Source organism: Pseudomonas sp. M2(2023), from assembly GCF_030263955.1.
GTDB lineage: Bacteria > Pseudomonadota > Gammaproteobacteria > Pseudomonadales > Pseudomonadaceae > Aquipseudomonas > Aquipseudomonas asiatica.
In genome coordinates this window covers 2,936,534-2,950,270 of record NZ_CP127114.1, presented here as the reverse complement: position 1 = coordinate 2,950,270, position 13,737 = coordinate 2,936,534, and the positions used below count along the sequence as shown (strand labels likewise).

Annotated in this window: 9 protein-coding genes and 3 pseudogenes; all 12 read left to right on the top strand. The window is 56.0% G+C overall.

What is annotated here, in order from left to right:
• The first annotated feature begins 5 nt into the window (after positions 1–5).
• The gene (locus QN085_RS13680) at positions 6–599 is read left to right on the top strand and encodes a DcrB-related protein (protein WP_023663421.1); all 594 of its coding nucleotides are present in this window, start codon (positions 6–8) and stop codon (positions 597–599) included.
• Positions 596–1,816 carry a PAAR domain-containing protein gene (locus QN085_RS13675; protein ID WP_082041833.1) on the top strand — a complete coding sequence of 407 codons (1,221 nt, stop codon included), beginning with the start codon at positions 596–598 and terminating at the stop codon, positions 1,814–1,816. The genes QN085_RS13680 and QN085_RS13675 overlap by 4 nt, the downstream gene beginning before the upstream one ends.
• Positions 1,817–1,823: 7 nt before the next feature.
• Positions 1,824–2,543 carry a hypothetical protein gene (locus QN085_RS13670; RefSeq protein ID WP_023663423.1) on the top strand — a complete coding sequence of 240 codons (720 nt, stop codon included), beginning with the start codon at positions 1,824–1,826 and terminating at the stop codon, positions 2,541–2,543.
• Between the two features lie 132 nt (positions 2,544–2,675).
• Positions 2,676–4,369: pseudogene (gene tssI, locus QN085_RS13665) on the top strand (type VI secretion system tip protein TssI/VgrG); the annotation flags it as partial.
• Positions 4,370–4,379: 10 nt separating this feature from the next.
• Positions 4,380–4,964: a hypothetical protein gene (locus QN085_RS13660; protein ID WP_013972739.1), complete on the top strand. Its 585-nt coding sequence runs from the start codon at positions 4,380–4,382 to the stop codon at positions 4,962–4,964.
• 35 nt (positions 4,965–4,999) lie between these two features.
• Complete coding sequence (locus QN085_RS13655; protein ID WP_003260502.1) at positions 5,000–5,467, top strand: DcrB-related protein; 468 nt, start codon at positions 5,000–5,002, stop codon at positions 5,465–5,467.
• 6 nt (positions 5,468–5,473) lie between these two features.
• Positions 5,474–9,688 carry an RHS repeat-associated core domain-containing protein gene (locus QN085_RS13650; RefSeq protein ID WP_285686756.1) on the top strand — a complete coding sequence of 1,405 codons (4,215 nt, stop codon included), beginning with the start codon at positions 5,474–5,476 and terminating at the stop codon, positions 9,686–9,688.
• Positions 9,688–10,254 (top strand): hypothetical protein, encoded by a 567-nt coding sequence (locus tag QN085_RS13645; RefSeq protein ID WP_023662905.1) that lies wholly within the window; start codon positions 9,688–9,690, stop codon positions 10,252–10,254. Before QN085_RS13650 ends, QN085_RS13645 begins: the two co-directional genes overlap by 1 nt.
• A gap of 190 nt (positions 10,255–10,444) precedes the next feature.
• Positions 10,445–11,869: pseudogene (locus QN085_RS13640) on the top strand (type IV secretion protein Rhs); the annotation flags it as partial.
• Between the two features lie 288 nt (positions 11,870–12,157).
• Positions 12,158–12,427 (top strand): hypothetical protein, encoded by a 270-nt coding sequence (locus tag QN085_RS13635; RefSeq protein ID WP_023662903.1) that lies wholly within the window; start codon positions 12,158–12,160, stop codon positions 12,425–12,427.
• Positions 12,428–12,472: 45 nt separating this feature from the next.
• Positions 12,473–13,174 carry an SMI1/KNR4 family protein gene (locus QN085_RS13630; protein ID WP_023662902.1) on the top strand — a complete coding sequence of 234 codons (702 nt, stop codon included), beginning with the start codon at positions 12,473–12,475 and terminating at the stop codon, positions 13,172–13,174.
• 91 nt (positions 13,175–13,265) lie between these two features.
• Positions 13,266–13,520 (top strand): annotated as a pseudogene (locus QN085_RS25990) (hypothetical protein); the annotation flags it as partial.
• Positions 13,521–13,737: the final 217 nt, after the last annotated feature.

The window sequence follows — 13,737 nt, the reverse complement described above, 5'->3', positions numbered from 1 at the left end:
GTCCCATGCGTCGAAACATCTACGACCGATTATCTGAACGGCGCGAACGCGAAGAGCGCCTGGAGCGTGAGCGTCTAGAAGAGGAGGCTCGCAATGCAGAGTCCCCTCCACCAGAGCGTTTTCTTACAAATGAATTGAGTTTCGTTCGTCCAGAAAATTTAAAAGACAAGACGTTTCACGTCTTCACGCTGACGGACATCGGACCTAGCCCGTTCTCGTTCGTCGTGGGGCGTTCGCCAGTGGAGCCGGATGCGGACTTGGAGACGCTTGCGCAACAACTGCTTGGTGAGTTGAAAAAGACGTTGTCCCATGTTCAGTGGATCGAGCCGGTTTCCCCGGTAGAGGTAGCTGGATTGGAGGCACGACGTGTCGAGTTCCGTTGGCGACAACAAGGCCAACCGGTTCATCAAGTACAGCTGATTTTTCTGCACCAGGATGAGCACAAGCGGCCTTTGCTCATGCAAATTACCGGTACGAGCAACAGTCCCAAAGGCATGACGGCGGAGGAGCGTAGTGCTTTCGATACGTTGGTTGAAAGTCTTCAACTGCGCTATCTGCCTGCGAACGAGGGGGATGCTGAACAGGCCGAATCAGCATGACTGCGGCTGCTGCGAGATTAGATGATCCAATCGAGCACTCCAGCGCTTTAGGTGGATTGCTTGCTGGCTTAGCAATTGGTGCTGGCGCGGTACTCATAGGTATTGCCGTTATCGGAACCGGCGGGCTTGGGGCTGTAGCGCTAGCCGCGATGGTTGGTGCGGGAGCAGCTACTGGCGCTGGAATCGGTCAACTGATTGGTAGCCTATCTTTCGCTTGTAGTGAAACGGGGCAAATACGATCAGGCTCAAGTAACGTTTATATAAATGGGAAGCCTGCTGCGAGGGCTCATCTGGATAATGCCGAGTGTTCGGATCATCCAGGGGGACCTAAGATATTGGCCCAGGGTAGTGACTCGGTTTATATCAATGGTCAACCTGCGGCTCGAGTCGGTGACCGGACAGTTTGTGATGCAAAAATAAGTGCTGGCTCCCCTAATGTGTGTATAGGAGGGGGAACAGCGACGACTGATGCAATTGACCCGGAAGTTCCTGTTTGGCTTGAGCGTTCGGTGATGGCGTTGGGGCTGGCTAGTGCTTTTGTATTGGCAAGTCCAGTGCTGGTGATGGCGGGATTGGCAGGTGGTATTGCGGGCGGAATGGCTGGGCATTGGGCTGGCGGCGAGCTATTTGGTGAAGGTTCTGATGGCCAGAAACTGATGGCATTTGGTGGGGCTTTGCTTGGGGGGGGGATTGGCGCAAAGGGTGGCAAAGCCTTTGATGCCCGTTACGAAATTAAAGTGCAAGGTTTTGGTTCTAACCTTGGAAACGTTAAGGTAGTGCCAAAGAAAGTACCCGTGGATAGCCCTGAGGCTAGTCCACCATTGCGGGGGGCGGATGGTAGGTTTGTTAGGACCAGTGAGAACCCTGTTCAGTATAATCGAAAATCCCAATATCCAAGTGGTTATCGTACGGGTGTTAAAGATAAGGTCTTGGATGCTAATACTATCCAAGATGGACCAGATGCAGGAAAAATTCTTACAGCTGATATGGATGTTGTCCATAGGAACGATCCCCGAATCACAATTGAACACAACAAGCCAGTCGTTGAACACTGGAACGAACAAGGCTATAATTCTACTCGCGCTGCACGGAATGATTTTTACAATGATGTAGATAATATGAGTATTCGATTGCGTTCTGCTAACAGTTCCGATGGCGCTAAAATGGCTGCGGACGGCGTGAGGTATAGGCAGGACGTAGGGCCTGATTATGAATGAGGTTGGTATGTTCTCTAAAGATGACTTATTGCAGTCCTTTGCTTGCGTGGACGAATACGCTGGTTGCTATTTTTTTCAGCACAAGCTTCCAAAAGTGGTTTATGAATATTGTTTGAAAAGTACAGATAGGAAAGATTTGCTGGTTATATCTGAGGGCGTAAGTGACAGGGCGTTTTCTGTGGAGGTTGTTGAGCAGGCGCCTGACTCTTTGAGTCAGGATAAGACTACAATATTCGATATAGCGCCGAATAAGTATGGCTTTACTCATGTGTTGGTTGTGCCCAATACTTATCACGGAAGTTTGAAAGGGCGGCTGGACGGTAAGCGAGAGAACTTGTATCTTTGTGTTCCTATACATCGCTGTGAATTTTCGGGAGACGAATCTGAGGGTGAGTTTAAAGAAATGATTCAGCGTATGATTCCTATCTTTCATTGGAATAGGAGCGTTTGCCCTAAAATTAAAGTGTATTTTGATAACCCGGGGACTGAAGCCGGCACTGATGAGTCTGGCGTGTTGATGAAGTACCCTACACTCCTGTCGGAGATAGAGAATCTTAATGGTGTAGTTAGTGGGTTTGTTGAGATTACAAACTATAAGGGCGAGGTGGTAGAAGTCCTTTCTCCAAAAAAAGAGGTGTTTACTCTAATTCGTAACCGGAAAGATGAAGAAGTGCTCACGCATTCTAAATTGGTCGAGGCTTTGAATGGTTTTGTTCTTGCTGGATGATGGAGTTTACTAGGCAGAAGGTTCTGGGCTTGGCGGTCATTAAAATGTAAATTCTAGGTGACGACCGCTGGCTTTGAGGCAGTCGTATGTTTTGCTTTCTATTTTAACACTGGCCCTGGCGAGATTGCCGAAAACTCCGGCGTGCCGCTGAAGTCGATGCTGGGCCAGCATGTCAGCATCGAGATCGAACTGGCCGAAGGTGGCCCGCGCTACATAACCGGCTACCTCACACGCTTTGCCAGCATCGGCAGCGACGGCGGCATGGCGCGCTATACCGCAACCCTCAACCCGTGGTTCTCGATGCTGAAGAACCGCTTCGACACGCGGATCTTCCAGGGCAACACGGTCGAGGAAGTGGTTACCGAGTGTTCGCCCTGTGCCCGGCGTTCTCTCGTCACGAGTTCCGCCTGACCCGTCCGCAGAAGCGCTACACCTACATCACCCAGTACCGTGAAACCGACTTCAACTTCGTCCAGCGCCTGCTGGAGGAAGAGGGGATGTTCTACTACTTCGAGCACACCGCCGAAGGCCACACCATGATCATTTGCGATGACTCCAGCACGCTGGTGGACATCCCCGAGCAACCGCAAATCCGCTTCCACAGCGCCTCGGTCACCGAGACTGCCGACTCCATCACCCAGTGGAGCGGCAACCGCCAGTTGCAGTCCGGCAAGATGGCCACGCAGACCTTCGACTACCGCCAGCCCAACAACCGCCTGCCGGTGGCGCTGAACAGCGTGAACAAGCAGGGCGATGTCGAGAACTTCGAGATCTACGACTTCCCCGGCCAGTACACCCACGGCACCTACGACGAGGGCGAAACCCTGCTGCGCCTGCGCATCGAGGCGCTGGAGCTGCGCGGCAAGAAATTCGAAGGTGCCAGTAACTGTCGGGCCATGAAGCCGGGCTACACCTTCGAGCTGCTGCAGCACTACATCCACGACCAGGGCCCGGTAGAAGACCGCCAGTTCCTGCTGATGAGCGTGGAAAGCGAAGGCCACAACAACTACCTTACCGGCCAGCAGGCCAGCTACTTCAACACCTTCAGTTGCGTGCGCAAGAAGATCCCGTTCCGCCCGCAGCTGAGCACGCCCAAGCCGACCATCGCCGGCCCGCAGACCGCGATCATCGTCGGCCCACCGGGTGAGGAGATCTTCACCGACGAGCTGGGCCGGGTGAAGATCCAGTTCCACTGGGACCGCAATGGCAAGTACAACGACCACAGCTCGTGCTGGGTACGCGTCGCCCAATCCGGTGCCAGCGGCGGCTTCGGCAGCATCCAGATCCCACGTGTAGGCGACGAAGTGGTGGTGGTGTTCCTCGACGGCAACCCTGACCGCCCGCTGATCATGGGCAGCCTGTACAACAGCACCAACACCCCGCCATGGTCGCTGCCGGCGAACAAGACCCAGAGTGGCTTCCTGACCCGGTCGATGAAGGGCGACGGCGGTACCGCCAACTTCTTCCGCTTCGAGGACAAGGCCGGCGCCGAGCAGATCATCATGCATGCCGAGCGCAACATGGATACCGAGATCGAGCTGGATGAGACCCATGATGTGGGGAACAACCGCACGATTACGGTGGGTGGCACGCACACCGAAACGGTCAAGAAAGACACCATGGTGCAAGTGACCGAAGGTTCCTACACCCTGCAGGTCGACAACCAGTTCATACAGGTGGCTGCCAAGCAGCACATCATCCTGCAGGTGGGCGACAGCAGCATCACGCTGACCCCGGAAGGCATCGAGATCAAAGGCAAGGTCATCGTGACCACCAGCACCGACACCACCCAGATCACTGGCGCTGCAGTGCGGATCAACGACTGAGGCAAGGTTCATGTACAAGCCCTCGATCTACGACCGCATCTCTGCCAGGCGCGAAGCGCAAGAGGAGGCTGCGCGGCTGGCCAGGTTGGCGGAAGCCGCTCATGTGCCTGAGCCTGTGCCCGAGCCGGAACCGGTGCCAGCCGCGTTGCAGGATGTGGGCAGCGGTTTCACCTTCGCAGGTTTCACTCTGCAGTTTCCGATCGGCTTTCGCTTTCGCGACATCCAGACCACCATCGAGCATGAAGGCGAGCCGATCAGCCTCAGCATCCGCCGCCGTGATGTACGCGCCAGGCAGCCGCTGGAGCAATTGTTCGACGGCGCGATCCAGGCTTTGCGCGAATTGAACCCGCAACTGCGCGTGATTCGTCAACGTGATTGCCTCCTGGCTGGCAACCCGGCCAAGGTCCTGGATTTCCACTTCAATGCTGGCCACGAGCCCCGGCACGGTCGCCTGGTCGGCGCGCTGGTGCCCATCGCCGGCAGCCAGTCGCTGCAATGGCTGGATATTTCCAGCGTGATCGACCCAAGCAAGCCGGGCCTGAGCCAGTGGCTGGCCGAGTTCGACCGCATGCTCGATGGCTTCGCGCAGGGCTGACACCCGATTTTTTCGCTATCAGGAATTTTCATCGCATGGATTACGAGTTGCAGGAAGGCGGCATCGCGCTGCCGGCAGGTTTCGAGGACCGCACGGTCAACATGTTCGTCTTGGGTGCCAGTGTTCCAGCACCGTTGAGCATCACCATCTCGCGTGACACCTTGCTGCCGGACGAAGCGCTGCAGGCCTATGTCGATCGCCAGGTGAAGATGCTCACCTCCAAGCTGCGTGGTTACACCCGCATGGGCAACAAGGCCGTCTCGCTCTCGGCTACCGCACCCATTGCCGGCATCCAGATCGACGCCTACTACATGAACCAGGGCCGCCCGCTGTATCAGCGCCAGGCCGCTTTCATCATCAGCCCCGGGCGTGCCCTGATCTTTTCCACCACCGCACAGGCCGACTTCAGTGCCCAGCAGAACCAGGACTGGGACAACTTGCTGGCCAGCTTCACGCCGCGAGCCCCGTCCGTAACCAGCGCCGAGTCCGGCGAACAGGAGTAATCCCTCATGTTCGAAGCGGCCAGGTTCGGCGACGAGATATCGCACACCAGCGCGCTGGGGGGCTTCCTGATCGGGGCAGCCCTGGGCATCGCGCTGGTGGCCACGGTGGCCATCGCCACCTTCACCTGTGGGTTCGGCGTGGCCTTGCTGGCCGGCCTCGCAGCCGGCATCGGAGGCAGCTTGCTGACCGCCGCCGGAGAGGCGATAGGCAGTATGTTCTCGTCCCCCTCAGGGACGATAACCACTGCCTCACCCAACGTTTTCATCAACAGCCGCAAGGCCGCCCGCGTCGAAAAAAGCATCGGTGCCTGCGACAAGCACCCTGGCCCGGTGCAGATCGCCGAAGGCTCGACCAATGTCTTCATCAACAGCGTCGCGGCTGCACGCAAGGGCGACAAGCTGACCTGCGGCGCGACCATTTCCGGTGGGTCGGACAACGTCATCATCGGCGGTGGCACCTACCGCTATCTGCCAGTGGATGACGAGATCCCGGAGTGGCTGCGCACCACCGTGGATGTGCTGATGGCCATCGCCGGTGCCGCGGGTGGTATCGCGCAGTTGATCAAGGCCGGTACGCAAGCCGGCATGAAAGCCATAATGCCTTGCGCCCTGAAGTTCACCGCCGGCTTCGTCGCTGGCGAGGTAGCCAGCCGCTACGTGGTCGAACCCGTCGCCCGCAGGGCCATCGGCGGCCTGGTCGGCAACCCGGTCGACCTCACCACCGGCCGCAAACTGATCCCCGACGAAATCGACTTCAGCCTGCCTGGCCTGATGCCGATCGAGTGGTCACGCTTCTACGCCAGCGACCTGACTGTCGATAGCGTGCTCGGTCGCGGCTGGGTGCTGCCTTGGGAGCAGAGCCTGCGCCGCCAGGGCTCGTTCATCTACCTCACCGACAACCAGGGCCGCGAAATCCCGTTCGTGACCTTGCAACCGGGCCAGCGCATCTACAACCCGCACGAACAGGTGTACCTGGTATGCACCGAGGGCGGCCACTACATCCTGCAAACCCTCGACAACCTGTTCTTCTATTTCGGCGAAGTGCCAGACACCAACAGCGAAGTGCCGCTGCAACGCATCGAAAACGCCCTCGGCCACTTCCTGCATTTCACCCGCACGCCCGATGGTACGCTGACCGACATCAGCGCCACCGGCGGTACCCGCGTGCACCTGCACTACGACAACCCGCTGGGTCGCCTGACCGACATCAAACGCGTGGTGAACAACGAAGCGGTGGAAACGCTCACCCAGTACCGCTATGACGAACACGGCCAGCTGAGCGCGGTGATCAACCGCAACGGCGACACGGTGCGCAGCTTCAGCTACGCCGAAGGCCTGATGGTAACCCACAGCAACGCGCTGGGCCTGGGCTGCCACTACCGTTGGGAAACCCTCGGCGACAAGCCGCGCGTGGTCGAGCACTGGACCAGCGATGGCGAGCACTACCACTTCCGCTACGACCTCGACGCCCGCACCAGCTGGGCCACCGACGTGCTCGGCCGCGAGCTGGAAGTGCAGTACAACGCCGACCACCGCGTGCTCGCCAGCCGTGACTACGGTGGCGAACGCTACGCCATCGAGCTGGACGAGCAGGGCAACATGGTTGGCCTGGATTTGCCGGACGGCAACCGGCTCGCCTTCAAGTACGATGAATACGCCCGCCTGTTGGAAGAAACCGACCCGCTGGGCCGCAAGACCACCTACGAATATCACCACCTGACCACGCTGGTGACCCAGGTCAGCTATCCGGACGGCAGCACCTGGCGAGCGCGCTACGATGACAAGGGCAACCTGCTCGCCGAATTCGATGCCCTCGGCCAGATGACCGAGTACCTGAACAGCGATGACGGCCTGCCGCATACCATCATCGATGCGACTTACAAGTCCAAGTACCTGTGGTGGAACACCCTGGCCCAGGTCGAGCGTTATCAGGACTGCTCGGGCAAGAGCACCTGGTACCGCTACGACGAACGCCAGCACCTCGTCGCGGTGACCGATGCGCTGAACCAGACCACCACCCTGGAGCGCAAGCCCGACGGCGAAGTGCTGCGCATCAGTCACCCGGACGGTACCGCGGAAACCTTCACCTACAACGTCTACGGCCAGGTAATCAGCCACACCGACGGCAAGGGCCAGACCACACGCCTGATGCGTACGGCGCGTGGCCTGCCGAGCAGCCGCCAGGATGCCAAGGGCCAGCGGGTACGCTACGAGTACGACAAGGCCGTGCGCCTGATCGCGCTGGTCAATGAGAACAACGCCACGTACCGCTTTGCCTATGACGCTTCGGACCGGCTGAGCGAAGAAGTGCGGGTGGATAACCTGACCCGGCGTTTCAGCTACAACGTCGGAGGCCATCTCACGCGGCTGGATGAGATTGGCTATGGCGAAAATGCCGAGCGGCCGGAGCGGCATACGCTGTTTGAGCGTGACACCATTGGCCGATTGGTCGCCAAGATCAACCGCGATGCGCGTCAAGACTATGCGTACGATGACGGCGACCGGTTGCTGAGCATCGAGCGGCAACCGACCGGGATCGGCAAGCAGCTTGGGATCACGGAAGAGAAGCTGGAGTACGCCTACGATCTGCTGGGGCGGCTGACCAAAGAAATCATCCCCGACGGCACGCTCGGCTACGAGTACGATCCGCTCGGCAACCTGACCACATTGACCCTGCCGGATGGCCGCAAGGTCAATCACCTGTACTACGGCAGTGGGCATCTGCACCAGCTGAACCTGGATGGCCAGGTTATCAGCGATATGGAGCGCGACGACCTGCACCGCGAGGTGTACCGGACCCAGGGCAAGCTCACCAGCTGCTTCGGTTATGACGCGATGGGGCGCAAGGCCTGGCAGTTTGCCTCGAACTTGCCGGCCGACAAGCTTTCGCAGGTGCACAACACCGGGATCAATACCTCGTTGCTGGTGGAGCATGCGTATAACCCGATCCACCGTCGCTATCAGTACGACCCGGCGGGTGAACTGGTGCGCACGCTGGACAAGCTGCGGGGTGAGATCAAATACGAGTACGAAGCCAACGGGCAGTTGCGCAGCCGTGATACCGGCTCGCTGGTGGGCAGCGAGGAGTTCCGCTACGACGCGGCGGCCAACCGGCTGGACTTCAATGCGCGGCAGTTCGACAAGGTCAAGGACAACCGGATCAGACAGTGGCGGGATCAGGAGTACCGTTACGATCCGTGGGGCAACCTGATCGAGAAGCGCTCGGGACACAGCAAGCTGCAGAGCTTTAGCTATGACTGCGAGAACCGGCTGGTGCGGGCGGAAACTGTGGTCAACGGCAAGCTGGAGAGTACCGGGCAGTACCGGTACGACAGCCTTGGGCGACGGGTGGCCAAGCAGGCGGAGATCAATGGCCAGGTCGAACAGAAGCGCTTCCTCTGGCAATGCTTGCGGATGCTGCATGAGGAGACGCCGGGGCAGAGCATCCTGTACCTGTATGAGCCGGGCAGCTATGCGCCGTTGGCGCGGATCGATCAGGTGGAGGGGGAAGAGCAGAAGCTCTATTACTTCCATACTGACCAGATTGGTACGCCGTTGGAGCTTACGAACAGTGACGGCAAGATCGTCTGGCAGGCGACGTATCGCTCATGGGGTGAGATAGAGCAGATAACCGTCAATAGAGTTGAGCAGAACCTACGTTTTCAAGGTCAATACTATGATGTTGAAACGGGAATTTATTATAATACTTTTCGTTATTATGATTCGCAAATAGGTAGGTTTTGCACTCAGGATCCTATTGGCCTCAATGGTGGTCTGAATTTATATCAATATGTCCCAAATCCACTATCCTGGATCGATCCTTGGGGGTGGATGCCATTTTGGAAGCCCTTGAAACCTGACGGTATGGGGCACCATCCGTTCCCCCGTGCTCATGCAAACACCCATGGGTTCCCAGAGCTAGGTACCAAGCTCGACTCGCCATCATGGTTCCCCAATGAGATTGAAGGTTCTGATAAGCTACATCAGCAATTCCATGATGCAATAAAGAAAGAAGGTGTACCGTTTAACAAGAAGTTTGAAGGGACGTCTGAAGAATTGGTTAAGAAGCTAAACAAGGCTTACGAGGGGTTCCCTCAAAAGGGCACGTTAAAAATTCCTCGTACCGGACAAGTGCTTGCGAAAGATGTAACTATTGGTGAGGCCCTAACTAAGTCGCTTGGCAAAGGCAGTGGTAACAATTCTGCAGGAGGATGCGGGTAATGAAACGGAGTGCGTTGATAGAGCTGTATGCTCCAGGAATAGTATTGTTTGATCCGGTACAATTTGCGGCTTTCATAAAAAGCAAAGGGTTAACAGATGCAAATATCTTTAATGCTTTTTTGAAAGACGAAGCGCTTGGGCGGCAGGCGATTGAACAGGGGGTGGTTTTTCCTATATACCAAATTTCGGAGCAAGAATACTCTGTTTTTACAGAGTGTCAAAATGTGGGGGTGGATGATTTGCCTGAGCCGGTATTCGAGTATTCAGGACTTCCTTTGGTAATAGTTTCTGGTGTCCTGATTGTTTCGGATCTCAATGCGCTATTTGACTGGGATGAAGATTTTTTCCTAAATTACAAAGCCGAGTATGCTTCTCGACTTCCGAGTAATGATTATATTGATGTTGAGCCTGGTATTTATAGTTTGTCCATCAAGGGATATGCAGGGCTTCGTGAATATGGTTCGGAATACGGATATGGACTCGAGTTTATCTCTGTCCCAGTTCTGCCAGTAGTTGCTGATGGTTCCGATGTGAGTCATCTTGATTTTGAACTGGTTGCTTGTTGAGTTTTAAAATGTGATTGAGCTGCTTGAGCTGGGCTGTGGTCGTTATTTTTCCTGATGATTTAATGCTTCGAGGGCATAGATCTTTAAAAACATGATCGATTCAGTGGGGCTGATTTAGCCCCATTTCTTTTTAGTTATAAAGGCAAATGACCTGGGGCATTGGGTTTGTCCGATCTATTGACCGAGCCATAACAGCGATGACGGCCTGCCGCATACCATCATCGACGCGACCTACCAGTCCAAGTACCTACGGTGGAGCACCCTGGCACAGGTCGAGCGTTATCAGGACTGCTCGGGCAAGAGCACCTGGTACCGCTACGACGAGCGTCAGCACCTTGTTGCGGTGACCGATGCGCTGAACCAGACCACCACCCTGGAGCGCAAGCCCGACGGCGAAGTGCTGCGTATCAGCCACCCGGACGGTACTGCGGAAACCTTCACCTACAACGTCTACGGCCAGGTAATCAGCCACACCGACGGCAAAGGCCAGACCACCCGTTTGATGCGTACGGCCCGTGGCCTGCCGAGCAGCCGCCAGGATGCCAAGGGCCAGCGGGTACGCTACGAGTATGACAAGGCCGTGCGCCTGATCGCGCTGGTCAATGAGAACAACGCCACGTACAGCTTTGCCTACGACGCTTCGGACCGGCTGACTGAAGAAGTGCGGGTGGATAACCTGACCCGGCGTTTCAGCTACAACGTCGGTGGCCATCTGACCCGACTGGATGAGATTGGCTATGGCGAAAATGCCGAGCGGCCGGAGCGGCATACGCTGTTCGAGCGTGACAGCATTGGCCGGTTGGTCGCCAAGATCAACCGCGATGCGCGTCAAGACTATGCGTACGACGACGGCGACCGGTTGCTGAGCATCGAGCGGCAACCGACCGGGATCGGCAAGCAGCTTGGGATCACGGAAGAGAAGCTGGAGTACACCTACGATCTGCTGGGGCGGCTGACCAAAGAAATTACCCCCGACGGCACGCTCGGCTACGAGTACGATCCGCTCAGCAACCTGACCACATTGACCCTGCCGGATGGCCGCAAGGTCAACCACCTGTACTACGGCAGTGGGCATCTGCACCAGCTGAACCTGGACGGTCAGGTGATCAGCGACATGGAGCGTGACGACCTGCACCGCGAGGTGTACCGGACCCAAGGCAAGCTCACCAGTTGCTTCGGTTATGACGCCATGGGGCGCAAGGCCTGGCAATACGCATCGATGCTGCCGGCGGACAAGCTGTCGCAAGTGCACAACACTGGCATCAATACCTCGTTGCTGGTGGAGCACGCCTACAACCCGATCCACCGTCGCTATCAGTACGACCCGGCAGGTGAACTGGTGCGCACGCTCGACAAGCTGCGTGGCGAGATCAAGTACGAATACGAAGCGAACGGGCAGTTGCGTGGCCGCGATACTGGATCATTGGTGGGCAGCGAAGAGTTTCGCTACGACCCAGCATCCAACCGTCTGGACTTCAACGCGCGGCAGTTCGACAAGGTCAAGGACAACCGGATCAAACAGTGGCGGGATCAGGAGTACCGTTACGATCCGTGGGGCAACCTGATCGAGAAGCGCTCGGGGCACAGCAAGCTGCAGAGCTTTAGCTATGACTGCGGAGTCTGTTAGTGAGCCGTTACTTAGCTATATGCCAGATGGTCCGAGGTGGTTCAGTAAGATAGTTTTGGATAATGAGGCGATACTTTCTAGTGATGTCGTTAGGGCTGAAGAGGAAAGCCCTACGATTGTGGTGACTGCTCGCGTCAAGTCTGTTTTTGAGAATGGCTTGGTTCGCGGGCTGCAGTTTAAGGATTAAATGTCTGTGTCTTCGAGTTTTCCCGAGAATTATTTTCTGCGTAAATTTGTGTTGTAAGATTTTGATGGCGTGATCTTTAACAGTTAAAAATGGACTGGCTCTGCCAAAGTGCTGGCGGAGCCAATATTTTTACGGCATATACCGGCAAACGCATCTACAACCCGCACAAGCAGGTGTACCTGGTGTGCGCCGAGGGTGGCCACTACATCCTGCAAACCCTCGACAACCTGTTCTTCTACTTCGGCGAAGTGCCAGACACCAACAGCGAAGTGCCGCTGCAACGCATCGAAAACGCCCTCGGCCACTTCCTGCATTTTGGCTTCAGAAGTAGTATGATGGAGCGGGCTGCGAAATTATAGGTTGAATTGCAAGAAATGATTTCTGGGTTCTTCTAGGAGAATGAAATGATTACGCTTAATGATATTGTTCAAGACATCGGCAATACTTTTTCTGATTATAAAATATGCTTTAGTCGCATGGATGTTCCCTCAGATGTCGCATTGCCTAAAAGCTGGGAGCAGTTTGGGTTGGCCCTTGAGGGTTCGCCTGTATATCCTCAAGGTTGGAAGTCTTTTTCAAGTGAATTCCCGTCCGTAATTTCGCTGCTCAACGATAGCTTGCTGGGCACGGTATTGATGCTAGGTGATAGTATTGAATTAGTATATGTTTTTCACGATGTAAACGGCTTCTATTATTACGTGGGCGGGGTGCCTGTGGAGGGTGGCGCTACTGATAATGGAGAGTTCAAGCATCTTCCAGCCAGGTTTCAAGATTTTTATCGGGACGTGCACAATGGGTACACGTTTTTTCCTGCTCGTTCAATGGGGCCGCAAAGTCTTGGTGACCAATCACGTGTTTCGAATTTGGTTGATGAGGAGGATGACTCTTTTGCTGAACGTTGGATTACGGTGTTTTCAAACGGTGGCGGAGACTATGTCGCGGTAGATGGTGACAAGGATAATGATACAGAGGGTTTGATTTGGTGGCATGAAGATCCTATGGTTCCAGAGTTGGGGATTGATATATTTGAGGTAATGGATACTTGGATGGCAACATTTTTGGAAGACACCAAACCTCGTGATGAGTTAATTGCCAAGCTTCGTTGAGCATTGGGGCTTTTCGAATGGGGCTTTGCCGAGGTATTGGTTAAACTTTTTACTTGCCGGTTTGAGATTCGCACAGATTTCAAATTGGGTAGCCCGCCTGCTGGAAGAAACCGACCCGCTGGGCCGCAAGACCACCTACGAATATCACCACCTGACCACGTTGGTGACCCAGGTCAGCTAACCGGATGGCAGCACCTGGCAAGCGCGCTATGACGACAAGGGCAACCTGCTCGCCGAATTCGATGCCCGCGGCCAGATGACCGAGTACCTGAACAGCGATGACGGCCTGCCGCACACCATCATCGATGCGACTTACAAGTCCAAGTACCTGTGGTGGAACACCCTGGATTGCCCATGCCTTGGGGGTTCAAAAGTGGCGCGGCGCTTCAGCTGGAACACTGGCGGCCATCTCGTGCGTCTGGATGAGATGGTTACGGCCAGCAGGTAGGGCCGCCAAAGTGACTACCTCCCCGGCAAGCCACGTTTCGGTTCCACCGTGCGAAACCAGATTCGATTGTGCTTCATCGCTCCTCGCGCTTATCTGTCAGCCAAGCACGACCTGC

Bases quoted from the DNA above. Each gene is read 5' to 3' on its own strand.
- QN085_RS13655 (WP_003260502.1), top strand. From the start codon at position 5,000: ATGGATTACGAGTTGCAGGAAGGCGGCATCGCGCTGCCGGCAGGTTTC.
- QN085_RS13675 (WP_082041833.1), top strand. From the start codon at position 596: ATGACTGCGGCTGCTGCGAGATTAGATGATCCAATCGAGCACTCCAGC.
- QN085_RS13630 (WP_023662902.1), top strand. From the start codon at position 12,473: ATGATTACGCTTAATGATATTGTTCAAGACATCGGCAATACTTTTTCT.
- QN085_RS13660 (WP_013972739.1), top strand. From the start codon at position 4,380: ATGTACAAGCCCTCGATCTACGACCGCATCTCTGCCAGGCGCGAAGCG.
- QN085_RS13635 (WP_023662903.1), top strand. From the start codon at position 12,158: ATGGACTGGCTCTGCCAAAGTGCTGGCGGAGCCAATATTTTTACGGCA.
- QN085_RS13670 (WP_023663423.1), top strand. From the start codon at position 1,824: ATGTTCTCTAAAGATGACTTATTGCAGTCCTTTGCTTGCGTGGACGAA.
- QN085_RS13650 (WP_285686756.1), top strand. From the start codon at position 5,474: ATGTTCGAAGCGGCCAGGTTCGGCGACGAGATATCGCACACCAGCGCG.
- QN085_RS13645 (WP_023662905.1), top strand. From the start codon at position 9,688: ATGAAACGGAGTGCGTTGATAGAGCTGTATGCTCCAGGAATAGTATTG.
- QN085_RS13680 (WP_023663421.1), top strand. From the start codon at position 6: ATGCGTCGAAACATCTACGACCGATTATCTGAACGGCGCGAACGCGAA.